Below are 26,172 nucleotides of genomic sequence, written 5' to 3'. Positions count from 1 at the left end.
CGGTAGGTTCCAGAATTTATGGTTCGAAACAACTTAGAAAATTTGATCAGAAGAAACAACCCCCGATTCAGGCAAAAAAATCACCTTAAATACTGATAACCTGTGAGTTAGCTGTAGCACTGCCACCGTTTTCAGAGAGATCAATAAAAGCCTTGGCTAGCAAATCCCAATCCGCTGCAACCGTTCGCCGCAGTGATGAAACACGCACAGTTTGGAGCGCACATTCGGGGGAAATACCCATCGCAGCCAAAACATGTGAGGGTCCAGCCTTACCAGTAGCGCAAGCAGAGCCCGTGGACACCACGAAGCCGCGTTGCTCCAGCAAACGCACCCATCGCGAATTTTCATGGCCTGGAAGACAGAGACTTGAGGTGTTTGCCAGCCGCGGCGCTCCCTGCCCCCAAATTTGCAAGCCTTCGATATTTGCCAGTAATTTGGCTTCAAACGCATCTCTGCCACAGCATGCTTGAATAGCATCCCCTCTGAGTAAATCGTCACTAACTTTTAATGCCACCATCATCGCAGCGACTGCGGGATAATTCTCCGTGCCAGCACGATGATCATGCTCCTGCGCCCCGCCCCGCTGGCCAGCAAAGCCCGAAAAAGCCGGTGCCACGATCAGAAACCCCGCGCCCTTGGGCCCGCCAAATTTATGCCCGCTGACCGTAACAAAATCTGCAGACCCAAGCCCGGCCAACGGCTCTTTACCAACCCACTGTGTGGCATCTACATGAATGGCGACACGGCGACGATGGCAAAGATCGATCGCTTCACGCCAAGGCTGAACAACTCCGGTTTCGTTATTGGCCGCCATCAGTGACACCAAGGCAAATTTTCCTAAGGCCAACGTTTCATCCAGATACTCCAGCGAAATACGTCCCTGCTCATCAACCGGTAATTCGAGCGCATCATCACTCCAGATTTCCTGGGCATTTTCTCGGACGCTGGGATGCTCTATGGCAGACTGCGCAAGCTGCTGCCCCGGGGCGGCAATGCGGCGCATGTAGGCTAACACATCCCGGTTTCCTTCCGTGGCACCCGAATTAAAAACCACGCTCTCAGCAGAAACCCCAAATCTATCCGCAATCTTCGTGCGAGACTGCTCAAGTAGTACGTGGACCCGGGCGGACGCGCGCGACGGGCTGGAAGGGTTTTGCCAATGCTCATCCACTGCCGCCAACCATGCCTCCCGCGCCTCCGGCAAGAGCGGCGTTGTGGCGTTGGCATCGAAATAAAGGCTCACGCTATTGGGGAATTTTCAAGGTTTGCCCAACTCTGAGCGCATTTGGATTGGGCAAAAGGTCACGATTGGCTTCAAAAATATCCTGCCAACGACCAGCCTCGCCATAAACCTTGGCTGATATACGCGTCAAGGTGTCACCCGATACGACGGTGTAACTACGCGTGTTGCTGGGCGTCTCAGCGTGGGCCTGTTGCGGAGGAGTATAGCTGGTAGATGTCGCAGTCGAGGAACTGCGTTCCAAAGGTCGAGAAGATGACTGGTAGGAAACGCGGGAGCTCCCCTGAGATGAACTACCCGGTGAAGACAACCCATTTTGAACGACCTGCCCTTGGCGCACTGCGGCTAGCTCGCGTTTAAGTTGCTTATTTTCTTCACGCACTGCCTCCAGCATTTCCAGAAGGTCAAGACGCTCGATGGCCGAATCATAAGGCTGCCCGGGCAAAGACCGGGCAAAGTCTTTTTTTGCAGTCTCAATCAACTGCTGCGCCTTTTCTGCCTCATCGGAATCCGGACGCAGCTCGATGTAGCGGCGCAGATGATAGATCGAAGAAACGGGATCGCCAATATGCTGCTGATAGAGAATTCCTGCCTCCAAATGGGACTCCGGCGCATCCGGGCGTTTATCAATTACCTTGAGAAACGCATTCAAAGCTTCGCCCTCACGACCCTCCCTCAGCAATCGCTGCCCGCGCTGATAATGCTTTTCCTCGGTCTCATTGACCACGCTGCCACTCTGGGCGTCACAGCCTGCCCAGAAAATACACAACGTTAGAAATGTCAGGATTAACCCGATTCGACTCATAGGCCATTTCTGACAGAAACGCCCAAGCGCATGCAAGCGGAGAATTATCAGACTCACGCCAAGCCTGTCACTACGCCGTCTGGCGTTTGCTTCTCGAGTTGCTCCAGATCTTCTATCGCCGTGGGTTCGCCCACCACATACAGAACATCATGTGCGTGGATAATTTCTTCTGGTGCCGGATTCGTAATGCGCTTCTCGCCGCGCTGAATGCCGAGCACCGTCACGCCGTATTTTTGGCGTAGCTCCGCACTGGCCAAGGTTTCGTCGACCAGCTTGGACTCACGCGACACGTATAGTTTCTCGATGCAAAGCGCTGGCGCAGCCTGGTAGGCAACAGGCGATTGACCCGCCTGGGTAAAGAGCCGACGCGCAGACTGCGTTTGCGACTCACTGCCGAAGACATACCAGTGGTCGCCCGGGAAGATAATCTCATCGGGATCCATGTCGTAGAGCACTTGTCCGGCGCGCGCCAAAGCCACGGCCGTGGCGCCCGTTGTCGCCCGTAGATTTGTCTCCCGTAGCGTTAGGCCACACATTTTGCCGCCTACCGGCACGGTAATTTCTTCAACCTTCACCGGCCACGGGTAGCGTCTCTCAATCTCCTTCAAGGTATTCTCACGACGCACCACCTCTTCACTGACGACGCGCTGATTGAAGCTCTCCATGAACAGGTATTCCAGTTGGCTGTTGATCTTAATGATCCGCTTCCAAAAGAATAGCGCGCTCACGAGAATCAGCAGAAGAAAGGCCCCCAGAGCCGCTCCCGAGGGCAAATACTGCGCCGCCACCGACAAATAAATACCGCCCATGAGCAAGGTCACTGCGAGCACAATTACACCGTTAAATATGTTGCGCACCCGCCCTTGAATGAATGTCCGCGTGGCACCGGTCGACAGCATGGTATCGAGCAGAATCATCACGATTGCATTCAGGTTGCGAATCATCGCGGTGAGGAAAGGCAAGCTAACAACACCAGCCGCCAGCCACACCGCCAGCCCGAGCAGCACCGATGCCTCCTCTTCGCCCATGCTACTGGTCAGTTGGCGATTAGCCACCGAGGCGATCAGAATGAAGGCATTAAGCAGCAGGAAATTCAGCAGGATTTGCAGGACCGGACGCTTGATCAGCTTGAGCACAATCGCGCGCTCTGCCTGCATCCCCAAACGGTCTAGCAAGTTGCGGTAAAACTCCGCCAGTGTCGAAACACCACTGGGCAAACGCCGCGCCAGCCAGCCGTGAATCGGGTCTGACTGCTTGGCCAAAACAATGCTCCCGCCCGTGCTAAGCACTGAGACGCCGACCGCAATCGACATCAGCGAGTCATCCGTGACCTTTAGTTGCTGAGCCAGGGCTGCGATGATAAATGAAAATTCGCCGATCTGCGATTTTACCGTAGCCGCGCGGAAACTGGTGTCTGTTCGCTGCCCGCTGAGGAAAAAACCCAGCCAGACCGAAAGGACCTTCATTGGCTGCATGGCCAGCGTCAGCAGGATGATCACCAGGCCGTTCTCCCAAATCGTCTCCGGGTTGATCAACATGCCGGCCGACACGAAAAACACTGCACAAAAGACATTCCGTAGCGGTTCGGTAGCATGCTCAATTTCTTCCGCGAGTTTGCTTTGGGATAAAATAGAGCCCGCCAAAAATGCCCCCAAGGCTACTGACAGCCCCCAAAGCTCAGCCAGGAAACAAAAGCCCAGCATCAGTGCCACGATGCAAATCGTCACCAACTCCCCGCTGTCGTAGCGCTCCAAAGCATTTAGCAGACGCGGCGCCGCCAGCTTGCCAACAAAATAGAAAAAGACTACAAACAGGCAGATCAGGAAGGTCACCCCGCCAACCGCTGCCCAATTAAGAGCGCCTGTCACTGCCACACCAGAGAGAATCACCAAGAGTGCAATCGCGAGGATATCTTCCAAAATCAATACCCCTACCGCCAACTGCGCATGCGGCTTTTGCCAGCGCCCCAGCTCCTTGAGTATCGCCACAGTAACCATCGACGAGCTAATCGCCAAAATCGAACCCAGGAACAAGCCTTGCACCACGCCCCAGCCCATCAGCGGGGCCGCCTGCGACCCAATAAATAGCATCAGCAAGGTCTGCAAAATGATCGCCAACAACGCCGGTCCCAGCACCTGTCGCAAACGCCTGAGATCAAATTCCAGTCCCAGCGAGAACATCAAGAACACCACCCCCAGCTCACTTAGGGCCTGAATTGTCTCCAGATCGTGAACCGGCGAACGCTCCCATAAATTGGGCCCCACCAAAAAACCACTGAGCAGATAGCCCAAAAAGACCGGTAATTTCAGGCGTTTGAACAGCAGAGTAACCCCGGCCGCGCACATTAGCACAATCGCCAAGTCGTTGATTAACACCGGAGTGTGACTTTCCATGCTCACGCGACAAATACTTGCCAACACCCAGTTACCGCGCAACTGCGAAATCAAAAATCACGCCATCCCTATTCACCAGACACGAAAATGCCGCCCTCCCTACCCCTAGGGAGAGCGGCTTCTCGTATATTCCCCAATAATCCCTAGAATGATCTAGAGAAAATAAATTAAATCAAACGGTATCCTTAAGGCCTAATCCTCAACTAGCAAGAGAGAAACTATGCATGTAACAAATTATTTACACACCAGAACTCAACAAACCTAAAATTCTTAAAATACATTCATTGGACCAGCTTATATAGTGCAAATCGCTCATACATCTATTTAGATCAGAAAATCTGGCGACCTAAATCTACTCTCCCCTAATCTGGACTACTAAAAAAGCCCCACCATTAACGGCAGGGCTTCTCATTAAAATCCGCGAATACGCTCTTATAGATCTGCGGAATCGATCCATTCCAACATCGCAGCCTTTGGCTTGGCGCCGATGAGCATATCCAGCTTTTCGCCATTGCGCAGCGCGACAAAAGTCGGGGCGCCACGGATGCCAAACTTCGCGGCCAAATCCGGCTCTGCCGAGGCGTCCACTTTCACGATTTTTAGGTCGTCCACACGCTCCGAAGCAATTTCCTCCAGCACAGGTTCCATCTGCTTGCAGGGCATGCAGTAGGGTGAGAAAAAATCGACGACGACCAGTTTGGACTCCTGCTCGACTTCGGCTGCGTAGGTATCTTTGGTGACTAAGGTTAGTGCGCTCATTTTCTTAAAGATGCTAAAAAGTTCGGCCACCGGGCGACGACGCTAGACGGCACATTTCAAGCAATGAGCAAACCCTCCTTGGGCGCAAGTCGTTTTGACGGATTTCCAGAATTCTTCTGCTTCTCCGAGAAAAGTTCAACCAAAGCAAAATATCTTTGAATGTTCTGCGGGCAGCGCAGTCAAAGTTCGTAACAACGCGCCATGCCAACATTACGAATAGCCCTAATTTATCTTTTAACTCTATTAAATACCACACTCACCTTTGCAGCTCCCATAGCGCACGAGGCTTACATTTGGCGCCGACAGTGGAGCACTGAGCTCACTCAATCCATTTGTGAACACGCCAACTTACTTTCCGGCTACACGGTTCTAGCCGCCGAGATTACCCCCTCTTCCCGCGGCGACCAAGTCACGCAAATTAAATTCGATGCAGTTGCACTCAAGCAAGCTCAAGTCCCAGTCACGCTGGCGATTCGCGTTGGCAATTACCCCGGTCCATTCACCCCTGACGCATCAACCACACAAACCTTGTTGCACGCCGTCGGCGAAACGCTGAAACACGCGCGCCAACAAGGATTACAGCCTGCCGCCATCGAAATTGATTTCGACTGCGCGACCCGCAAGCTGCGTGGCTATCAAGCTTGGTTGGAGCAATTGCGCCCCGTATTGGATGGCGTCCCGCTCTCCATCACGACCCTGCCAACGTGGATGTCCAGCCCGGACGACTTTGCCGCTCTTGTGCAGGCAGCGGATCACTACGTTTTGCAGGCGCACAGTATTCAACGCCCAACTTTGCCTCATAAAGCTTTTAAACTTTGCGATGCAAAGCAAACGCTGCAATGGGCTCAGCAGGCTAGCGAAATCGGGCACCCCTTTCACCTCGCCTTGCCCACCTATGGCTATCAACTATCATTCGATTCCACTGGCAAACTAGTCCGCGTCGATGCCGAGAATGAGCCACTGCAGACAGACTTCAATTTGACCGTCGAGGAGCTAAGCGCAGACCCTGTCGAAATGGCGCAGCTGATCAACTCGCTTCAGGCAACCAGGCCCGAACATTGCCAAGGCGTCATCTGGTATCGCCTGCCTTCCCCTGACGAACGCCTGAATTGGGATGCCGCCACCTGGCGTGCCGTTATGCAGGGCGACGTCGCTCTTCCCGAATGGCAAATCCAGGCTGTTCCACAGCCCAACGGTCTCGTGGAAATCCAGCTTACACATACCTCCCCCATCGCCAACCAACCGCCCGCAGGCATCTGTGTGCAGTGGAAACAAGCGGATGCCCTTGCTTGGGACGGCCAGCGTAATTTCACCGTCACTCAACCAACCAACAAGGCGCTCACCTGGAGTCGCCCAGTTGATTGCCCAACGCTTGCTCAAGGCGAGCGCTGGACCCTCGGCTGGATTCGCTTCGACACTGAGACGCCACTCCAACTTTCCATCATCCAATGAAAGCATTTCTATTTACCGCCGCCCTTTCCACACTCGCGCCAATCGCCGCACTTGCCTGCGGACCATGGATTCCCACGCCCTACGTCGTCCGTAATGACAGAGTTTTCTTCGACTCGCCGCGCATCGGTTTCATTCAGGAGTTAGAGCATGTCCTGCCAGCTGATCCCGCCTTCGCCGCCGTGCTCGTGGAAGACCAGGCCCCCAATGCGACTGAGGCCCTGCTGACCACCCTTCAATCCAAAGGCGTTCCCGAACAAGAGCGCACGCAAATACTCGGTGCCTATCAACGCTACCGCCTGCTGCTCAACAACGCCAAGGCCGAACGCGACACCCCACCCTACCGCGCATACTATCCGCCAGCGGACGCAGTCGCTGCCAACCCGCTACAGCACCTCCGCAAAGAAGCCCCGCCAGCGGCTTTGCCCGATGAATTCCGCCTCTACCTGAATGGCGCGCGCTATTATTATTTGAATGACAACGTCGCTGCTCGCCGCGAATGGCAGGCCTTGTTGGAGCTGCCCATCAAAGAGCGCGAGCATCAGTCTGTCCGCGCAGCCTTCATGCTGGCCAAGACGGAACCCAGTGCATCGGCCTGGCGCTTGGTACGCGAAACCGCCAATCAAGGCCTCGACGACCCCGACGGCCTTGCGGCCGCCAGCTACGGCCGTGAGGCACAACTTGCGCTGCAAGAGGAAAATTACCCCCGCGCCATCGAGCTCTACCTCGCACAGTCGTCCTCCGGCTACTGGAATGCCGCAGTCAGTCTACAATACACGGCCGGTAGAATTTGGCAGACTTGCAGCGATGAGCAATTTGCCGAATGGGTGAAGCAAGCGCAGGTCCGCGCCGTCTTGACCGCTGACTTACTCACCGGCTACGAAGTCCCCAAAAAACAGGCGCGTCGCACACGACTGCTCAATGCCCTGCCTAGTCCGAAGGAAATCACCGTTTCCGAGGCCGGCCGCTTTGCGCTCTTGGAGTATCAACAGAACAACATCTCGGCCACGCGCCACTGGCTCGCCTACGCCGATGCCAACGACGCGCTGGCGCTCTGGGTCCGCAGTAAGCTTTTCCTCCGCGATGGGCAGATCGATGAAGGCCGCACCCTGCTGGTCGAGCTACTCCGCAACACCGGCAACGAGCAACCGGACTGGGACCGCATCGACACCCGCCATGCCTGGGGCGAGCTGGGCCTTCTCTATTTAAAACAGAAGAACTACGCGCAAGCCGCCGACAGCTTTGCCAACGCGCGGAGCTGGCTGGATCTCGTTTACGTGCTGGAACGCGTCATGACTTTGGAGGAAGTTCAGGAGTGGGCGCTGTTCATGCCCAAGAGCGCCGAGCCGGAAAACGAATACGATGCCGACCCTCGCCAGGTAATTGCCCGCCGTTTGATGCGCGAAGCAAAATTCCAAGCCGCGCTGCCCATTTTTCCAGCCGATACCCGCGCCCAAGCCGAAGCTTATATTGCCGCGATGCAACTCGCGAGCGAAGCTGAGAGCGACGCCCTCACCCGAGCGCAAAATTACTGGGCCGCCGCGCAGATCATGCGCGAATCTGGCATGATCTTGTTCGGCACGGAGCTCGATCCCGACTTTGCCTGGAGCGGCGGACACTACGGCTGGCCCCACGCGATCTCCGAGCGTGATGAGCAACGCAACGAAGTGGGCTACGAGATCAACGCGCCAAGCTTCGAAGAAGAAGAACGAGTCGGGCGTAGTGCCACCAAGCCCGACCAGCGCTTTCACTACCGCTACCGCGCGGCGCAGCTCGCTGAGCTCGCCGCCGGTCTCCTGCCCAACAACGACGAAAACGCCGCGCTCATTTATTGCATCGCCGGCTCATGGATAAAATACCGCGACCCCTACGCCGCCGATCGTTTTTACAAGCAGCTCGTCGTGCGTTGCCCGGAGACCGAGCTGGGCAAGCAGGCCGCCAAGCTCCATTGGTTTCCTAAAGAGATAGAAGTCTCCAGCGCCCCGTTTGAAAGTTAGTTTCAACGCCAGATTATTGATAAAATCGTCGAGCGACCATTCAGGCTGCCAGATCGATGTTCTTAGTTGTGTAGTGGAGTCCTCCCGGGATAGCCAGATGCTAGCAGCCTGTCGGCCTTGACAGTTTTCTTTTAGAAGCTATGCCAGCCGGGCAGTTGGTAGCTGCGTGGTCTATTGGTTATTTTTTAGTGTCGGTGGTTCGGTGTGCGGCTTGGCCTTGTTCGTGGATTTTGCGCACGCAAACGTAACGGTAGGTCGCACGCTAGATCCGATGGGAACCGAACAATCCGTGACTGTAACTGTTAATCAGTAGCCGCAGAATCATCCGCGGAGGATACTGCGACTTGCCCGCTCACATCGCTTTACTTTGAAAGTGATCAAGTCCACACGATCAACCATCACAACAACAAATCAATTTCAGACCAGCAGCGCGATCAAATCCGACAGAATGCTGAGGGCTACAGGAAGAACAGGGGGCATACCTGTCAGACCACACTCCGCGATAACATGGCGAGCACCGGACGTTTGCAATCCTCCTCCAACAACGTGGACGAAACGACTGAAAGTCGTTTCGTCCATTGCTGTTAATGCTGCTATTACGCAACACCACCGAATCTAATTTGCCAAAACTAATTCATTAGGAGGAAACCATCCAAGATAATTGAGGGACCCTTATGAATTCTTACAACGTCGGCGCAGAATAGCTAATGACAGAGCAGACACGCCCAAGAAGGCTGACAGGGTAGATACTTCGGGGATAGCAGCGGCTTCCTCAAATGTAGTCGCTACGACGAGATCGGAAATCCCACCAGCGTTGCCACCTATTTGACGAATGGAAAAGCTCCCTACATCATTTAAGCCAGTGCTTCCTGTTCTGGTATAGGATACATAGGTAATGTTATTACCTTCAATTTCACTTGTCGGATCTAGGTAGATATTGTAGCCAGCAGTTCCAGTTCCGTCCGCTGCGGTATAAGCCATAACGACTCTGTAAGGAGTTCCGTAATCCAACTCTCCCGTACCAAAAGTTTGGCCACCAAGAGCAGCAGTGCGCCCACCTAGAAAGTAGTCACCGGTCGTTGCTCCGCTGCTGGTTGCGTAAAGCCTAGCTGCTGTAACTGACCCTGAGCCTGTAGTGCTAGATCCAAGCGAGGCAAAAAAATCCCCACCTGCGTTAGCATTTGCAGCAGTCATTGTCAGTGTGAAACCAAAATATATTGTCGTGTCACTAAAAGAGCTTCCGAGGGACACGCTAGCATCTTGACCAGTGGCTCCAAAAGACACTTCTCCACTGCTGACATTTAGTATCGGTGTTGTAGCATCGGATTCGACCCAGGTTTGACCCTCAGGTGAAAGTTGCCCGACTAAAGCTCCATCAGCGTTGCTTTCGAAGCCACTGACCAGCGTAGTGCCGTGTGAGGTTGCCGTCAGCGTTGATGCAAGTGCGAAGGCAATGAATGAACGAGTATATACTTTCATTTTTTAGTTATATGGTTGGGGGATTGAGGTGAATTTTTCATAGATGCCATCAAAAACCGGAGTGACAGTCAACTATAAAATTCCTACTGATATATCAGCTTAGCTATCTTAGGCCGTTTCTTCAAAATCAACATAGCTGATATAGATCATCCCCTTTCTCGGTTAAATTGAGAAAAGACATTAAAGGGCCGGCCGCTACGTTTTAAATCGCAGCGCGGCGTTCAGGAGCCATCTCGGCCACGCGAAGAAGGCCTTCGGCAAGGGCATTTCCAAAAGAAAATTGATTGCTTCATCGGTTAGCGTGTCATGGTTGTGATATCTGGTCATCTTTGGCACTTTTACTTATAGTGCCCTCAGCTTCCAGCAGAGATCCGATACCGTTCAAGAACAAGCGTAACACTTCCTCCCCGCGGGGAGGAACCGCGCATTCAGAACACGATAGACGATACATACGTTTTGGAGCACCATCTGGACACAGTTCAGACCTTTATTCCTTGTCAAAACCCCAAACCAAGCCACTCCCTATCTCTGATTTAGGAACGCTTATTGGGGTTCTCTAGAACCAAGTGGCCTTTGCAACCAGTAAAGCTGATAACCATGCCATAAGCTCAAACTGCTACCTAGCCAACCACGCCGATCCTCCTTTAATCTTCTTTTCTACCTCAAAAATTGATCTGTCCGCTGCGGACAGCTTCAGTGATGACGAGGCCCCACATGACTGCGACATTCAGCAGTGCGAAGAACACTGCGCCGCTGCCCATATCCTTCGCGCGTTTAGCGAAGGGGTGTGTTTCCTGTGAGATATAGTCCACTGTCCATTCGAGCGCGGAGTTGATGAGCTCAACGATGAGCACGAGGAAAATAGAGCCTATCATCAGCGCTTTGCCGAGAAGTCCCACGGGCAGGATGATCGCCGTCGGAATTAATATCACCGCAAGCAGCATTTCCTGCCGGAAGGCGGATTCATGCTTCAGGCTGGAGGCAATACCCTCGAAAGAGTAGAACATTGCATTCCAGATGCGTTTAAGTCCTCCGCGTGACTTATCGTCGCGAACTTCAGTAACGTTATGATTTTCCTGCAACATGATAAAACGAAAAGCTAATAGTGATAGGATGTGCGTTATTTTTGCAAATCTATTAGGCGCCGGAATGAATTCGTAACATTAGCGAATGCAATTGAGCTTGTGACGTGATAGAAACCCCACACCTTAAACGCGTTAGCTATGGAACACCTTAGAGACCCTCACACCAAAGTTTACAACGCCGGCGGACATCTGTTCAGTATCAGTGACCTTTTGCACAGCATTACGGACCCCGAATACATGGTCGATGGTCTGCCTCGCATCTCCGACTACCACTTCAAGGTTGGTGAGCCGATTCGCTACCGATTGGACTCTGGCCTGGTGTCCATTCCGGGAGGTGAAGCCCTGACCAAGGAGGCATTCGAAGGGTTAATTTTTCCGCTGTTGGTGCCGGATCGCATTGCGGATGTTCAGGCTGGTGGCCCGGTCGACATCGACTGCGGCTATGAGTTTGTCGGCGACGAAGAAACCTATAATTTCCGCCTCAATGTATTCATGGACCGTCACGGCCCCGCCGCCACCATGCGTATGCTGCCGCCAAAGCCGCCTAGCATTGAGCGTGTCGGCTTCCCCTACGATGACATCTGGGAAGACCTCGTCAACCTGAAGCAGGGCCTCGTCTTGATTTCCGGCATTACCGGCAGCGGTAAGTCGACAACCATTTCTTCGATTCTGAACTACATCAACGAGACGCGCGCCGACCGCATCATTACACTCGAAGACCCGATCGAATACCTCTACGAGAGTAAGCAGGCCATGATTTCCCAACGTGAAGTCGGCGTGCACGTCGAGTCCTTCGCCCGCGGTTTGCGCAGCGCCCTGCGTGAAGACCCGGACCTAATCTTTGTGGGTGAGATACGCGATGTCGAAACAGCCGCGCTCGCCATCAGCGCCGCAGAAACGGGTCACCTCGTATTCTCCACGGTGCACACCCGTGACGCCATTGGCTCGGTGACGCGCTTGATCGATATGTTCCCGACCGGCCGCGAGCGTGAGCTCACCACACAGCTTTCCATGAACCTGCGCACGGTTGTCAGCCAAAAGCTGGTGCCTCTGGCTAGCGGTCAGGGGCGCGTGGTGGCGATGGAGGTGCTGCGCAATGTTTCTGGCGTCGGCAACTTGATCCGCAGCGGCAAGATACACCAGCTTTACTCAACCATGGAAACCAAAGGCTCCGAAGGGATGCTCACCATGGAGCAGGCGTTGCTGGATCTCGTCAACGAAGGCAAGATTACGCCCGAAAACGCCATTGCCTACGCCAACCGCGAGGAAATCGCTGATCGCCTCTAAGCGCGTTGCTTAGTGGCGCTTAGTCGGCGTTTTTCCTGCCAGAACAGCAGCGTGGTCGGGATCACCTGCAAGACTATGATCATAGCCGAAAGCCATAGCAGCGCGTTTACGTTGGCCTGGAAGAAGAGCCAGATTGAGCCGAGCCACCAACCGATGGCAGCCAATTTCAAATATGGCTTTGGATCGAGCATGCCTTGGATGAAAAATCCGACGCCGAGCAAGACCGCGTAAATCGCTGGCAGCAGATACGGATCCATTCCTCCGAGTCCCACCGCCACCACGCCGAACAACGTCATGGCAGCAATGCACGCAGCCCAGATGCCCCGGACTAAGCGGCTAGTCATGGGTGTACAATGGAATTCTTCCAGCGTCACCTTGCCATAAATGAAGCTGCAAACCGCACCAAAAAGAAACGTTGGCAGCCAGATGAACATGCCGCCATTGATCGGAAGATCGTGAGTAATGATGGCCCATTGCAGTAGCGTACACTTGGCGATGATCAGTCCCCAGAAAACCAGCAGCAACATCCGCGAAGCCGTCACCTGAGATGACCGCTCCAAAGCGATTTCAAACTCGACATTGCTTTGCTGACTAGGCGAAACGGAAACCATACGTATAGCATACCCTTATCAGGACTAAAATTCAATCCTGCACATGCGTTGCTTTCCGCGATTGCCTTATTGAAGCAAAGCTTCATCTTTTGGCCTCATGATTACTCACGTTGTTGTATTTTGGCTAGATAAGCCCTACGGCGAAAACCGCGACCAGCTTCTGGCGGCGGCGAAAGAACTCGGCGACATTCCGGGTTGCGAGAATTTCCGCACAGGGGCTCCGGTACCTAGCACTCGCGGTGTTGTTGACGACAGTTTTGCTGTCGCCATCTCGATGGATTTTGCTGACCAAGCCACTGCGGACGCATACCAGTCTCACCCGGACCACCTGAAATTCGTCAACGAGTCAGTAAAGCCATTTGTGAAGCGTTTCGTCGTATACGACTTCGGTATCGCCTAGGAAAGCCCGTTGACCCAGCATCTACACGTGATAGTATTCACTGAATGAGTGAGAATTCGAAGCCCGAGGATACGAATCGCAAGCCTTTAAGCGATCGGCGCACGGTGGCCTCGAAATTTGTGCAGAAGGACGAAAACAAAGCGCCCGCGCCCAATCCACCACGTCCAAGACCGACTGCGCCACCTGCTCCTAAACAGCCCTTCCCCCCTACACGGGGACAGCCCATAGAGGGCTTTTCGATAGGAAATACACGCCCCAAACAAGCGTCATCATCGCAATCCGCCAAGGAGTCGTCAGAGAAACTACTCAAGTCCACGACTGAGTTTCAGCATGCTGAAGATCCGAAGCATGGTCGTAACTTACTCCACGAAGCGGATGGTATCGAACCGACTCAAGAAGGTGCGGAGTCATTGAAAAGCGCATTGGAGGGAGACTCGATCTGGGATCGTTGGAAAACTTTTCTGGGCATCGGCTTATTATTGATAATCTGCATCAGTGGGGCCTTTTACCTCGTTACCCAGAAGTTGAACTCTCAGAATAAGCTACAAGCTGATGCAGAAAAAAGAGAGGGGCAGGATGCATCTTTAGTTTCGAGGCCAACTGCGAGTCGTGCTCAAGCAACGACTAATCCAGCCGTGGCTCAGATTGAAGATAATACTGCGGCGATGGGAGGCTATGAGCGCATTAAGCGTTTATCGTCCTTGGCGATTCGAGGGAGCGTAGAAACCGGAGGAAAAGTCATTCCGTTTCGCTTGTTTGGACGACGGCCTGACTACTATCGCATTGTGTATGAGCTTTCGGAGCAGGAACGGTATATTGTGGGATACGATGGACGCACCGCCTGGCAGGAATGGCGACGCGACGGCATAACTAGCGCAACGGAAACAATGAGTGAGCAGGCAACTAACCTGCTACGTTTACATACCGATTTCGACCTTCCGCCACAGAGATACCTGCTAGTTGGTGAATATTCCAAGGACCGCAAGTCGATGCTTCTTAGCGCCGATTCGCTGACACGCGACATGCTGAAAGACAAGACCTACGATGTCTACAAAATCCATGAAGCTGGACGTCCTAGCATTACATGCTATCAGGACATGAGCAGCAACTTACTCGCCCAAGTCGTTACACGCCTGGAGGGAGATGAGTACCGCGTTGCATATGAAGACTACCGTAATGTAGATGGCGTATATTTCCCGTATTTACGCTCACAATACATGAACGGCATGAAGACAGCCGAAATTCGGATCAGCTCCGTGGAATTCAATCCCGGAATAATGAACAGTATGTTCTCCCCGCCGAAGGCTGACCAGTAATTCTCTAAAGGACGCCCTGCCCTCCTTCGCTTGTACGGATGCGCACAGCGTTTTCCAGCGGTTGAACGAAGATTTTGCCATCACCGATTTTTCCGGTGCGCGCCGCCTCACTAACGGCTTTAATCGCGGTATCGACGCTCTCATCTTTAACGGCAATGTAGAGAATCAGTTTGGGTAGAAAATCAACGCGATATTCGTTACCACGGTAGATTTCGGTGTGGCCATTTTGGCGGCCAAAGCCCTTCACTTCGGCAAGAGTCATGCCCTCGATCCCAGAAAGCTGTAGGGCATTCTTAACATCATCTAATCGAAATGGCTTAATGATCGCAGTGAGCAGTTTCATGACTGTTGTTGGGGGAGTTGAAGCAGTGGAGGTATAGACCTCCACCGCTCCTGATTGTTTAGATATCAGTAAGCATAGTTCAACATGAGTAGGTAGTCAGTTGCCAGCAAAGCATAGGGCTCAATAATTCATAAAGCCATGCTTAGAGAGGCTCGTCAGCATACTGTTGGAAGTCAGCGTAGGCTTCGTTGCCGTGTTCGCCAAGGTCTAGGCCTTCGAGTTCTTCCTCCGCAGTCACGCGCAGGCCGACCATCTTGTCGATTGCGAAGAACATCCCGTAGGAGCAGATGAAGGTGAAGGCGAAAACTGCGGCGACACCAAGTAGTTGTATGCCGAGTTGGCTAACGCCGCCACCGTAGAAGAGACCATTTTGGATACAGGTATCCGCATCCCAGAAAACCTGGTCGATAGCCGAGCTGCCAAAGAAGCCAATGGAGAGCGTGCCCCACGCACCACAGACACCGTGGACCGAAACAGCGCCGACTGGATCGTCAATCTTGAGGGAGCGCTCAACAAAGAGCACCGAGAGCACGACGATCACACCACCAATAGCGCCGATGATGACCGAGGAGAGCGGAGATACGCTAGCACAAGGAGCGGTGATGGAAACCAGACCAGCCAAGCAGCCGTTGATCGCCATGGAGAGGTCTGGCTTACCAAACTTAGCCCATGTCGTAACCGTCGCCCCGCAGGTGCCGGCTGCGGCAGCCAGCAGCGTGGTCATAGCAACATAGGACAAGCCATCCACAGCGGCTAAAGTAGAACCAGCATTGAAGCCGAACCAGCCGAAGAACAGAATGAAACCACCGAGTGTAGCCATAGGGAGATTGTGCCCAGGAATCGGCAGCGGCTTACCATCCTCAGAGAATTTACCCTTGCGAGCGCCGAGAATCATTGCACCAGCCAAGCCAGCCCATGCTCCAACTGAGTGCACCACCGTTGAACCCGCGAAATCTCGCATTCCCATGCCACCGAGCCAGCCGTCACCACTCCAGATCCAGTGGCCAGTGATCGGATAAAGAATCGCGGTAATCATGATGGAATACATGACGTAACCAACGAATTTCGTGCGTTCCGCCATAGCGCCCGACGCGATGGTGGCAGCAGTGGCAGCAAACACCACCTGGAAGACCCAACCGGCAGCCTCGAGCGAAGCAGCTTCCGCATTATCAGGAGATACGATTGCGGCTTCCATGAAGAAATATTCCGGAGACCAACCGATGAATCCGTCACCAGCACCATACATCAGCGAATAACCAATCGCCAGAAAGGCGATCGCACCGAAGCTAAAGTCCAGCAAGTTCTTCATCATGATATTGCAGGCATTTTTGGCGCGTGTAAGGCCTGATTCTACCATAGCGAAACCAGCCTGCATAAAGAAGACCAGAACCGCGGCAAGAATGAGCCACAAGATGTCGCCAGTCGTTTGTGAAAGGTAAGACGGAGCCTCTGCAGCCGCCTCTTCCACAGCTTCAGTCATCGCAGCAGTGTCATCTGGCATGACTTCCTGCGCAAAAGCTGTTAGTGAGAAAAATGGAGCGGCGAAAATGCTGAGTAAACATATCAATCGCTTCCAATTCATTAGATTGAGTATTGGTGTCATGTTTTGTTAGGTTAGTAAGATTCAGTCGTTGGGGAGTAGGTTTTCGTCGGCCACCGACTCAAGCAGGTGCAGCGCAGCAATGTCGTTGTGCAGGAGTGATTGCACCTGGTGAAGCGATAATGCGCGGTATGGACAGCTCGAAATCGCACTACGCAGGACGGTGACCAGTTGTTCGTAATTGCCCTTCCAAACATACTGCGAAAGGTAATCGAGGGCAGCAGGTTCCACTTCTCGGGCGCGCACAAAGGAGTGTAGTGAAGTCAGGTCATACAAAATTTTGCGAATCATCAATGGGATGTCCATTTGACGTTCACGGAGCGGCGATAATTCAAGCTTGGCCTCGCAGTGTTGCTCCAGTTCATCACGGAACTTCTGTACAACTGGCGTGGAGAGGTCGGAATTTACGATACTGCCTGCAACTATGCGTATGTGACGGCCAGTCTTCGCTTTATTTTTGGTAATGAATGCCAACAGGTTATTGCGCTGCTCATCCATCAGCACCTCAATGTGAGGGATGTAAACAATGCGTGGCGGACCATCATTCAGCAACGCAGCAGCATTGAGCGATTCCAATGCATCCAGCGTTACTTCGTGATCCTGAAGAACCGCTGGGTAGACATCAGCAGTACCGGCTGCTTGGTTCAATTCTCGAACGACGAGTTCGAATTCCGAGCCTTCTTCTCCGGTCAGGAGAATGGCCGTCTTAAACTTACGGGCATTCCACAGGTTTCCCAGAAAACGTCGGGATACACTACTCTTGGAAACAATAAAGCTAGGACTGTAGTTCAGCGACTGATAGGAGTGATTCGGCGCACGAGATGCACCTTTAGCGCCTACTGAAGCAAAAGGGACGCGGGTCAGCCCGGGTTCGACTACCGGCTTAGCCTTCATGCCCGCATCATTGCAGAGGCCTTCGATCTTCGACATAAGGCTTCCAGGGACAAAGGGCCGATAAATGATGTCTGAAATGCCCAGTTGCGCGCGTGGTGGGGTGTGCTTCGCGTCTGCTTCGTCACTCAGAAGCACAACATGAGTATTCTTACAATTCTTAGCCATCTGACGCACGAACTCGATGCCGTTAACGCCTGGCAAGTCTCGATCAACAATGGCAACCGGAAAATCCTGCTCCATTGCTTGGCGTAGAGCGTCATCCGGATCCGCACATGAAACGACTCGCCTGCCGAGTTCGCGAAGGATCAGTGATAGTTGGCTACGTGAGCGGCCATCTGGAAGGACTAAGAATAATGAATCGTTCATGTTGGCAATCAAGTGCTTCAGGCCTCGCATTGACCTAAAGGTGGGATTGCGGAAGTAACTTTAGTAGGATGATCCCCGATAGGATCTTGAAGGACGTGGACGTGCGACACGTTTACGTCCAACTGGCTGTTCTTCGGGCGCAGCTGGTGGAACCGGCTCGGCGGCAGGCGTGGCAGGCTCGGCGGGCGCTTTGGGAGCTGGTGCAGGCGTGACTGCGCGAGGCGTAGCTCCTAGGCCCTTAGACGCAGATTTAATATTTTTAATCGCAAGGTTCGTCACCATTTTCAGGGACACGCGATTAACATTCGCTTCGGCGAAGATGAGCAGAAAAATACCGTTGCCACGCCGGAGGAAGATCCAACGTTCACTGTATTTCAGCAAGTAGTCGTCGCAAGGAATGAAGTTTTCATCGACTGTGTCATACAGCGATATGACTCGCCGGGCAAGGTCGTCAAACAAGTCTTCAATGAAGTAAGCGGGCAATTGATTATCAATCAAACCGCCGTCTTTATCGAAAACACAAACGCCTTCTACGCCTGGAACGTCGAGTATGTTTTTTACGAACTTATCACTCATGGCTCTGCCCTCGGGTTGACATGCAAATTAGATTAAGACTCGAGTAGTTGTGGGAGGATCGAGGAAATGTTCGCTTTATTGTCGAACATGACGCCAAGGTCACTGCTTCCGCGCGGCACGCAGACAGACGTCATGCTTTTACCGATGATATGGCCTTCTTCCAGCCCCTCGAGGCCGAAGGACTCGCCAATTAAGTCAGCAACTTGGTGCACAAACACCAGAACATGCCCTAAAGCTTCCGGGTCTTCCCCTTCGGCATGCAGCACTTGTCCAGTCTCATCGCATTCGATAAGTCCCATGACGCCAGGAAATTGCGGCGTCCCGTAAGCATCTTCAGTGATTCCCATAATGTGTCCCTTTCACATCAGATAAAGCACCTCTGGTGCCAGAAAGGGAGAATCGGGAATTTTTTTACAACTACATTCGACCCTAGAGTGAGAGTCGGGCGAAAACCATTTTTCCGCCTGCGGAGGGGAGAACACTGGTCACTTCAACTCTGGCCTCTTGCCCAATCATGTGAGCGGCTTCATTGACCACTACCATAGAGCCGTCGCCAAGGTAGCCCACTGCTTGCCCAGACTCCCGCCCAGTCTTCACTAAAGAAAGCCTTAGTTGCTCGCCTACATCGACATCTGGATTGAGTGCTCTCGCCAATGCGGTGATATTTAGCCAGTCGACGCCTTGAAACTCCGCCAAACGCGCCAAATTATAATCCGTCGTCAACAATTTAGCCTTCAGGGACTCAGCGACAAATATCAACTTGGCGTCCACTTGCTGGCCACGGCCGATTTCACTTTCATGAATCGTAAAATGTATATGGGGGATTTTACGCAGTTCATTCAGCACCTCTAGCCCCTTACGACCTTTTGCTTGACGGGCTGGATCAGCCGAATCTGCGATATTTTGGAGCTCGTCCAAGACAAAACGCGGCACCACGAGCTCGGCAATCAAGAAGCGACTTTGAATGATCCCAATGATGCGACCATCAATCAACGCACTGGTATCCACCACTACGATTGCGGAATCCACCTTTTGCGGCACAAAACGCACGTAGGGAATCACCAGATTAAAATCATCTCGCCCTCGCAAGGCGATCACTGAGCCCAAATACATGCAGATGACAAACAGGCTTAAACGCACCAGGTAGATGACTTGAGCGTCCCCCTTCTCCAATAAGGGTGATGAGGATATTAGGAATGCGACGACTGCTCCCATTCCGAGGCCGAAAGTAATTGCAGTCAACCCACGTAGGGAAAACCCCTTCAGCAGCAAATCAATCAAGATAGTGAGTGTGCCAATCAACCCGCCAACCACCAAATATATAGGCAGCTTCTCGGTATTTTCATAACCGACTGCATACCATAGCAAATAAGCCCCAGCCAAACAGAGGAAGAGGAAGAGGACGCGAACAACTAATAGCGTTTTATTCAATGGAAATTGCGTGGGGTAATCGATTCATGCCTGAATTTTCATCATAATAAATGAACTTCTGCCTCACTGGCAAGCAGTCTTGGTCAAATTACCTAATGATCCATGCTGTCACGAAAGGCGCGACGATGAACACCGCCATGACACCATAGAGTATCCATGTCGCTCGTTCGGCCTTGGCCAATTCTTCAGGTGTAAACTCCTGCTGGGGCTCTTCCTCGTTCGATTTCATAAATTCGGCAAGTATACCACAAATCGAAAACCTGCAAAGCGGTTTCGCATGCGCCGGTTACTGATTTCCACGGGCACATCGATCAGAATGTCAATGGGAGTTTCGACAGAGCCTCCACCAATGTATGCCTCTCCTTCTCCAGGCAGCGCGCCACTCTCCAGCCACTCCGCGACATTGCCCAGCAAATCACAGAACCCTTGCCCGTTCGGTTTGAGCTTACCAATTTCGTGCGTCACGCCATCCGCGTTTTCCAGATTCCAGGATACTTCTCGTAGGTTAACGTAGCGCAGGCTGCCAATTGCGGCGTAGAATTCATCTTCGTTTGGCAGGCGCACATCGTGGCCTAAAATCCAACTTACCCGCTGACAGAAGTCCTTGGCCTCATCCCAGTTACACGAATCAACGGGCAACAAGTCACCAACATGGCGACTGGGGTTCGCCTTCAGCATTACACTCATATAAAGCGCCTGGGAAACTTCAGTGCGAAGCATCCGCCAGTCCTCATTGCCTTCGATCGACAGCAGTTGTCCGTAGATGCGGTCTTGCAAAAAGCCAATATCATCCTCGATGGCCGATAGATACTGCATTTTTAGCAAGGCATCTTCTCCTAAAATCGTACTGCGCGGGAACTGCTCGGTGAACTGCTGCACCTTCGGATACAGCGCGCGGATAATCTCAATTGCACGCCAGGCAGTGCGCTCGCGCAAAGCTTCATCCAAACGTTGCATTTCCTCAAGGATGCCATCACCCAGATTGCGGCTCAGGGCGTTTTCGCGCAGCCCCTGCAACTCATCAGCCACTAGCGCGCCAGCAAAGCGGCTTTGCGGGAATTCACGGTTGAGCTCACGTTGAAGGCGAAAGGCATTCTGGTAGGCCTCTGCGGCGGCGGCGTAATCCTCCTTCGCCTCCGCTTCCTCCGCTGCTGCCCTGTAGTCGCCAATGCGCTCGTACAAATCACTGGATTCCAGGCTCGATAGCTCTTGCTCCAGAGCCGTGACACGCTGAACGTTGGCAAATTGCAGGCCGCGGAAGCGCATATTCAGGTCAGTTTGCAGCTCGATTGCCCGTTGGTAAAATAATTTTGCGCGGTCAAAATCCTCTGCCGCCAGTGCTTGTTTGGCGTCATCCTCAGCCTGAACAGAGTCTTCATAAAGCGGCTTCGCAGTGAGCTGATCCACCTTGCGCTGGAGGCGGGTCACGCGGCGCTTATCGTTGTTGGGCGAGCGGTCGTAAGTCTCGTTCAGCTTGCGCTGGAGGAAAGTTGCTCGACTGATGGCCTTCAATGCCTCGTCAAATTGTCCGCTTTCTTCGAAACCCTCACATTGATCTTCCAGCAACAGACTTTCTTCATAGAGGACCTTGCCACGGTAATTATCGCGTAAGGCGTATAATTCTTCACGTCGCTCCGAGGTGCTGGTGTGATGGCCACCGCGCATGTCCAGATAGTCGCTGAGCGCTTTAATGGCCTCATCGAGGGCGGCGTAATCTTCCTCGGTCGGCGCGCGTTGCTCGGCCCGATTGCGGAAATACTCTTCTTTCTGCTGACTCAGTTCCAGGAGCTTGTTGCCTTCGACTTCATCGAACTCCATGTAGACATTGCCTCGGTCCACCTTGCCCGGCCCGAGTTTGGTCAGGTAAAAAGCGCCGGTCAGACAAACTCCGGTCAAGATGATCACGCCGAAGAGTTTCAGGGGTAAGCGGAATCGATATAAAAAACTGCGGTTTCTGGACATGAAAAATCTATCTATTTGGGTCAGGATGCATCGCTTGGCCAGCAAAATCCCGGCAAATGACGGCAATTCGGGCTCGCCTTCGGCCAACTAGGACAAATGCTCGGTCGGCATGTTTCAACAAGCGACCATTTTAGCCCCCGGCCTGCTTGGAGCATCCTTGCTCATGGCGCTCAAGCAATCTGGCTTGGCCCAACGCACCGTAGCCTGGGCACGCCGCGCCGAGACCCGTCTGGAGTGCACCGACCAGGACTGGTGCGATGCCGTCTTCCCCACTGCCGCTGAGGCAGTCGCCGACTCCGACCTCGTGGTGCTCTGCCCGCCCGTCGAGCACATCGTCCCGCTGCTCAAAGACATTGCCCCTCATTTGGCGCCCGGCGCACTGGTTACCGATGTCGGCAGCACCAAGAGCCTGATCTGCCGGGACGCCCGAGCCATCGGCGGAGACTGGCATTTTGTCGGCTCCCACCCAATGACCGGCTCCGAGAAGTCGGGCCTCAAGCACGCCTGCCCCAAGCTTTTCCCCGGACGTGCCTGCTTCGTGACCCCCCTGACCGACACCCCCGCCGATATGGTCGAAAAAACAGTTCGCCTCTGGCGCGAGCTCGGCATGGAAGTCGCCACCACTTCCCCCGAAAAGCACGACGAGATCGTGGCCCACATCAGTCACCTGCCCCACCTCCTCGCCACCACGCTTTGCAACTACCTGGCCACGCAGGACCAGACTTGGGGCAACTTTGCGGGTGGCGGCCTGCGCGACACCACCCGCGTTGCTTCAGGCGACCCCGCGATGTGGAAGGCCATCGTTACTCACAACAAGGAAGAGATCATTCGCTCGCTCGATGGCTTCGAACGCGAACTCCAACGCCTGCGCAGCGCCCTTTATAATGAACAATTTTTCGAGGTCCTCAATCAGCTCGAACATGCCAAGGAATACCGCGACCGGCTGCGTATAAAATAGCTTTTTCGGCAGAAAACAAGGTGCCCTTGGGGCAAATTTCATCAAAAATCCCGCAAACTGCTCTAGTTTAGCTGCTTGCGGGATTTTTTATGCCTTCAACCGCCCAAAAACCAATACTTTTATGCACTTTTTGGGCGATTCGGGGACCATCTCATGGAATCTAAAGCAAACTTTGCCTCGGCGACTTAACGCGTTCATCCATAAAAAGCCACATTTCGAGCGGCGAAACTACGTCTATAATAGATAGGCAACCGGCACAGGCTTCTACCAACGGCTTGGTTCGGCGACGGCGATGGCGAGCTCGTCGAGGAAATCATCACGTCGCCAATCCGTGGCCCCGAAGCGAGCGAGGTGATCCGTGTGCTGCTGGCAATCGATGAAGCGGAAACCGCGGTCACGCAGGCGCAGGGCCAGATTGGCAAACGCCACCTTGCTGGCGTCCGCCTTGCGGTAAAACATCGACTCGCCGGCAAACATCGCTCCGATTGCGATGCCATAGCAGCCGCCCACCAGCTCACCGTTGACCCAGCATTCCGCGCTGTGGGCGAGCCCCGCCGCGTGCATGGCCTCGTAGCCAGTGACCATTTCGCAGGTGATCCAGGTGCCGTGCTGCCCCGGGCGCGGCGAGGCAGCGCAGGCACGGATCACCTGGGCAAAGGCTTGGTCGTAGGTCACTTCCCAATGCGGTTTGCGCATTTCCTTCGACAGGCTCCGCGGGATCTTCAGTTCGCTCGGCCGCAGCACGAAACGCGGGTCCGGGCTCCACCACAGAATTGGCTGCCCCGGCGAGTACCATGGAAAAATCCCATGCCGATAAGCATCCTGCAAAATCTCCACCGACAGCTCAGCCCCCATCCCCAGCGGTGCCTCCCGCGGCGCATGTCGCGGATTCGGAAAGATCGACCCTGGCGGCGATTCAGACATCAAGCACACCTTGCGCCACGTAGGCTAAATTTGCCAGCCCGGACTTTAACATCTCCTTAGCCTACGCAACCTAGCTGCGGATGTAATCCACCAGCTCAAGCAAGCAGCGGTCGGCGTTGACGAGGAACCCGCGCGTGTGCTTTCCGTTGGAGCTGATTTCCACATCCTGGCGGTAAGCTTTGGCAAACGCGATCAGCTGCTTGAGCTGGACAGAGCGGCTCGTGGATACCTCTTTGTCGTGTGCGATGAGGGCGTAGAAATCCGGGTAAGGCTGGCCGTCCCGATACGCATCCAGCTGGATCGTGGGATTCCCCTGCCTCGCGGTAAAGACAAGCTGTAGCAGACCCGTCCCATACTTGGGCTGGCAGACCAGTAGGCAGCGCCCTTCCCCGTTGAGCTTCACGAACTCCGACTTGCGAGGGCTGAAAAAGGCGTCCAGCGGGCCCTCTGGCGTGGCCTGCGTTCGCGTCGTAGTCGTCGTTCTTGTCGTCGTCGGCGTCGTACGTGTCGTTGTGGTTGTTGTCGGCGCACGGTAAGTTGATTGGGCAGTGCGCGTCGGCAGATGATAATCCAGCGCCCTGTATCGACTTTCAATGCCTTTAAACGCCGCTATGCTGCTCGCCTGCTCCTTAAATTCATCACGCAAAAAGCGATTCTCCGGCACGAGTTGGTAGTTTCGGTAAAAGCGAGCGCGCGCATCCACCACCGTGGCCAGCGATTGCCCTCGGGCGCGAATGGCGCTCCCTAAGTCACTCACCTGCCCTTGCCGCGCCCGATCAACGAGCGCATTGTGCGCGGCCACCCAACGCTTCAGCGCGGCGGTCTGGAAGTATTTCTCGTTGAGTTTGCGATTCCAATCGCCACTCATGGTATCGCTGAGTGCACGCCATTCCTCCAACTCGCGTTTACTCTGCGCCAGCTCTTGTTGGTAGCTGGCGAAGTTTTCCAGCGACGCAACCTCCCACGGAATCTCACCCATGACCGATGCCGCAAAGCGCCGGGCCTCCGCGTAGCGCGTGCCCTGGCTCATGCGATTCGTCGCCCCCACTTTACCATGCGAGACGACGCCGACGACTTCGCCTTTCGCATTCACGACCGGGCCGCCGCTGTTGCCTGGCACTACCTCGCAGGAAATCTCCACCTCCTGCGGACCGACCCCCAAAACGCGCCCGGATTCACTCGTTACCACATTGCCGCCTGAGCTATTGCCATACGCCGTCACCGCCCCATTCATCGTCGCTCGCTGCGCGAGCTTCAACACGGGCAGGTTGGTATTGCTCACGAGGAAGCGGGCCAGATCCCGGTCTTGCGCAATCTCCAGCGGGCCGAGCGTTACCCTGGCCCCACGGACCAATTGCGCGCTGATTTTGCCCCGACTCGGCAGCAAATGAATGTTCGTGTATAAATAGACGTGGTCACCGTCCATCGCGAGAAATCCGGAGCCTGCCCCATCGGCAGTCTGCACGATGCAGGTGGCCTCTTCAGCCTGGGTGGTAACGCGAAATTTCTTCGGGTTGGGCTTCACGAAGAGCAAATACTCGCGCAGCTCCTGTACAGCCTTCGCCTGGCGTCGCTCAGCCAGCGTACCGGTGAAGTTTGATTGCGCAGCGTGAGCGGTCTTTGCAGGCACCAAAGTGGATGGCGCTGCCGGCTTGGGCTTGGTTGCCGGCGTCCGCTTCGCTTGTTGAGCTTGAGCAATTTCAGTCGCCGTCATCACGTTAAAATACTTCGCGGGCAGCTTCACGCGTACAGTTTGCTCACCGATGGCATAATCCAAGGCCAGCACGTCGCCCGATTGCTCTGCCACGCGATAGCCTTTCCTGGCGAGGAAGACCATCCAGGCCTGATTGATCTCCACATGCTGAAGCTCCAGCGGTTGCCAGTGATCGTTCTTTTGGCGAAAAAGCGTGCGCCCATCCGGGCCTTTGCGGCTCAGCTTAAAAATCCGCGGATCGTCGCCCACGGTGGCAAATAGCGAATCATCGGTCAGTTGCGCCGCTTCAAGGACCGTGGCGGGATACAGCTTGAGCGTTAATGGCGTGGTGCCGTAGCCCACATTAAAATCTTTAACTGGACGCGCATACTCGGTCTCGGCCCATCCAAACGATGACCCCAGCAACCACACCACTAACACCACCAGGCAAGCAGACTTCATTCGCATGCCATAGGGTGTCTTACGTGCAATCACTAAGGTCAACGCATTACTTTAACGCGAAGCATTTAATCACACTCAAATTCGATGGGTTTATTAAATAGACCGCCTTCCCTATTGCCCAATGAACTAAATCTGCTTTGCT

The 26,172-nt window shown here is 54.0% G+C and carries 23 protein-coding genes; 6 read left to right on the top strand and 17 right to left on the bottom strand.

The window, feature by feature from the left end; translation table 11 throughout:
• Positions 1–85 precede the first annotated feature (85 nt).
• From RBB62_RS07320 to trxA, 4 genes are all read right to left on the bottom strand, one after another.
• Positions 86–1,243: a cysteine desulfurase family protein gene (locus RBB62_RS07320; protein ID WP_309398085.1), complete on the bottom strand. Its 1,158-nt coding sequence runs from the start codon at positions 1,241–1,243 to the stop codon at positions 86–88.
• Position 1,244: 1 nt separating this feature from the next.
• A complete protein-coding gene (locus RBB62_RS07315) occupies positions 1,245–2,045 on the bottom strand; it encodes a LysM peptidoglycan-binding domain-containing protein (protein ID WP_309398084.1) in 801 nt (266 codons plus the stop codon).
• Between the two features lie 53 nt (positions 2,046–2,098).
• The gene (locus RBB62_RS07310; RefSeq protein ID WP_309398083.1) at positions 2,099–4,438 is read right to left on the bottom strand and encodes a monovalent cation:proton antiporter family protein; all 2,340 of its coding nucleotides are present in this window, start codon (positions 4,436–4,438) and stop codon (positions 2,099–2,101) included.
• Between the two features lie 432 nt (positions 4,439–4,870).
• Positions 4,871–5,197: a thioredoxin gene (trxA, locus tag RBB62_RS07305; protein WP_309398082.1), complete on the bottom strand. Its 327-nt coding sequence runs from the start codon at positions 5,195–5,197 to the stop codon at positions 4,871–4,873.
• A 201-nt stretch (positions 5,198–5,398) separates the two neighbouring features.
• On the opposite strand from trxA, the gene RBB62_RS07300 reads away from it, so the two are divergent.
• Both RBB62_RS07300 and RBB62_RS07295 read left to right on the top strand, forming a co-directional pair.
• On the top strand, positions 5,399–6,649 hold the full coding sequence (locus RBB62_RS07300; RefSeq protein ID WP_309398081.1) for a DUF3142 domain-containing protein: 1,251 nt from the start codon (positions 5,399–5,401) through the stop codon (positions 6,647–6,649).
• Positions 6,646–8,643, top strand: coding sequence for a hypothetical protein (locus RBB62_RS07295; RefSeq protein WP_309398080.1), 1,998 nt, complete (start codon positions 6,646–6,648; stop codon positions 8,641–8,643). The genes RBB62_RS07300 and RBB62_RS07295 overlap by 4 nt, the downstream gene beginning before the upstream one ends.
• 672 nt (positions 8,644–9,315) lie before the next feature.
• Here RBB62_RS07295 and RBB62_RS07290 read toward each other — a convergent pair.
• Together RBB62_RS07290 and RBB62_RS07285 are read right to left on the bottom strand one after the other, a co-directional pair.
• Entirely contained in the window at positions 9,316–10,122 is an 807-nt protein-coding gene (locus RBB62_RS07290; protein ID WP_309398079.1) for a hypothetical protein, read from the bottom strand.
• Positions 10,123–10,784: 662 nt separating this feature from the next.
• Complete coding sequence (locus RBB62_RS07285; RefSeq protein WP_309398078.1) at positions 10,785–11,207, bottom strand: diacylglycerol kinase; 423 nt, start codon at positions 11,205–11,207, stop codon at positions 10,785–10,787.
• A gap of 138 nt (positions 11,208–11,345) precedes the next feature.
• Between RBB62_RS07285 and RBB62_RS07280 the strand changes: the two genes are divergently transcribed.
• Positions 11,346–12,494 (top strand): type IV pilus twitching motility protein PilT, encoded by a 1,149-nt coding sequence (locus RBB62_RS07280; RefSeq protein WP_309398077.1) that lies wholly within the window; start codon positions 11,346–11,348, stop codon positions 12,492–12,494.
• Here the strand turns inward: RBB62_RS07280 and RBB62_RS07275 are convergent.
• On the bottom strand, positions 12,491–13,105 hold the full coding sequence (locus tag RBB62_RS07275; protein WP_309398076.1) for a hypothetical protein: 615 nt from the start codon (positions 13,103–13,105) through the stop codon (positions 12,491–12,493). The genes RBB62_RS07280 and RBB62_RS07275 overlap by 4 nt on opposite strands.
• Before the next feature lie 97 nt (positions 13,106–13,202).
• Here RBB62_RS07275 and RBB62_RS07270 point away from each other — a divergent pair, with 97 nt between their 5' ends.
• Together RBB62_RS07270 and RBB62_RS07265 are read left to right on the top strand one after the other, a co-directional pair.
• On the top strand, positions 13,203–13,505 hold the full coding sequence (locus RBB62_RS07270; RefSeq protein ID WP_309398075.1) for a Dabb family protein: 303 nt from the start codon (positions 13,203–13,205) through the stop codon (positions 13,503–13,505).
• 44 nt (positions 13,506–13,549) lie between these two features.
• A complete protein-coding gene (locus RBB62_RS07265) occupies positions 13,550–14,821 on the top strand; it encodes a hypothetical protein (RefSeq protein ID WP_309398074.1) in 1,272 nt (423 codons plus the stop codon).
• 4 nt (positions 14,822–14,825) lie between these two features.
• On the opposite strand, the gene RBB62_RS07260 is transcribed toward RBB62_RS07265, so the two are convergent.
• The 8 genes from RBB62_RS07260 to RBB62_RS07225 form a co-directional block, all read right to left on the bottom strand.
• Positions 14,826–15,164 carry a P-II family nitrogen regulator gene (locus tag RBB62_RS07260; protein ID WP_309398073.1) on the bottom strand — a complete coding sequence of 113 codons (339 nt, stop codon included), beginning with the start codon at positions 15,162–15,164 and terminating at the stop codon, positions 14,826–14,828.
• A 142-nt stretch (positions 15,165–15,306) separates the two neighbouring features.
• Positions 15,307–16,665, bottom strand: coding sequence for an ammonium transporter (locus RBB62_RS07255; RefSeq protein ID WP_309398072.1), 1,359 nt, complete (start codon positions 16,663–16,665; stop codon positions 15,307–15,309).
• A 123-nt stretch (positions 16,666–16,788) separates the two neighbouring features.
• Positions 16,789–18,024 (bottom strand): response regulator, encoded by a 1,236-nt coding sequence (locus RBB62_RS07250; protein ID WP_309398071.1) that lies wholly within the window; start codon positions 18,022–18,024, stop codon positions 16,789–16,791.
• A gap of 60 nt (positions 18,025–18,084) precedes the next feature.
• Complete coding sequence (locus tag RBB62_RS07245) at positions 18,085–18,600, bottom strand: hypothetical protein (protein ID WP_309398070.1); 516 nt, start codon at positions 18,598–18,600, stop codon at positions 18,085–18,087.
• Positions 18,601–18,632: 32 nt separating this feature from the next.
• Positions 18,633–18,947 carry a hypothetical protein gene (locus RBB62_RS07240; protein ID WP_309398069.1) on the bottom strand — a complete coding sequence of 105 codons (315 nt, stop codon included), beginning with the start codon at positions 18,945–18,947 and terminating at the stop codon, positions 18,633–18,635.
• An 82-nt stretch (positions 18,948–19,029) separates the two neighbouring features.
• The gene (locus RBB62_RS07235; RefSeq protein ID WP_309398068.1) at positions 19,030–20,031 is read right to left on the bottom strand and encodes a PIN/TRAM domain-containing protein; all 1,002 of its coding nucleotides are present in this window, start codon (positions 20,029–20,031) and stop codon (positions 19,030–19,032) included.
• 88 nt (positions 20,032–20,119) lie between these two features.
• Positions 20,120–20,260, bottom strand: coding sequence for a hypothetical protein (locus RBB62_RS07230; protein WP_309398067.1), 141 nt, complete (start codon positions 20,258–20,260; stop codon positions 20,120–20,122).
• Positions 20,257–21,993, bottom strand: a complete 1,737-nt coding sequence (locus RBB62_RS07225) for a formylglycine-generating enzyme family protein (protein ID WP_309398066.1) — start codon at positions 21,991–21,993, stop codon at positions 20,257–20,259. Before RBB62_RS07225 ends, RBB62_RS07230 begins: the two co-directional genes overlap by 4 nt.
• 109 nt (positions 21,994–22,102) lie before the next feature.
• Between RBB62_RS07225 and RBB62_RS07220 the strand changes: the two genes are divergently transcribed.
• Positions 22,103–22,951, top strand: coding sequence for a prephenate dehydrogenase (locus tag RBB62_RS07220; RefSeq protein WP_309398065.1), 849 nt, complete (start codon positions 22,103–22,105; stop codon positions 22,949–22,951).
• Positions 22,952–23,215: 264 nt separating this feature from the next.
• Here the strand turns inward: RBB62_RS07220 and aat are convergent, their stop codons facing one another.
• Positions 23,216–23,875: a leucyl/phenylalanyl-tRNA--protein transferase gene (gene aat / locus RBB62_RS07215; protein ID WP_309398064.1), complete on the bottom strand. Its 660-nt coding sequence runs from the start codon at positions 23,873–23,875 to the stop codon at positions 23,216–23,218.
• A 70-nt stretch (positions 23,876–23,945) separates the two neighbouring features.
• Positions 23,946–26,030: a S1 family peptidase gene (locus tag RBB62_RS07210; RefSeq protein WP_309398063.1), complete on the bottom strand. Its 2,085-nt coding sequence runs from the start codon at positions 26,028–26,030 to the stop codon at positions 23,946–23,948.
• Positions 26,031–26,172 lie beyond the last annotated feature (142 nt).

The organism is Cerasicoccus maritimus, from assembly GCA_031296935.1.
In the GTDB taxonomy this organism is placed as follows: Bacteria; Verrucomicrobiota; Verrucomicrobiia; order Opitutales; family Cerasicoccaceae; genus Cerasicoccus; species Cerasicoccus maritimus.
The sequence above is the reverse complement of the archived record's forward strand: the minus strand, read 5'-3'. Positions and strand labels throughout refer to the sequence as shown.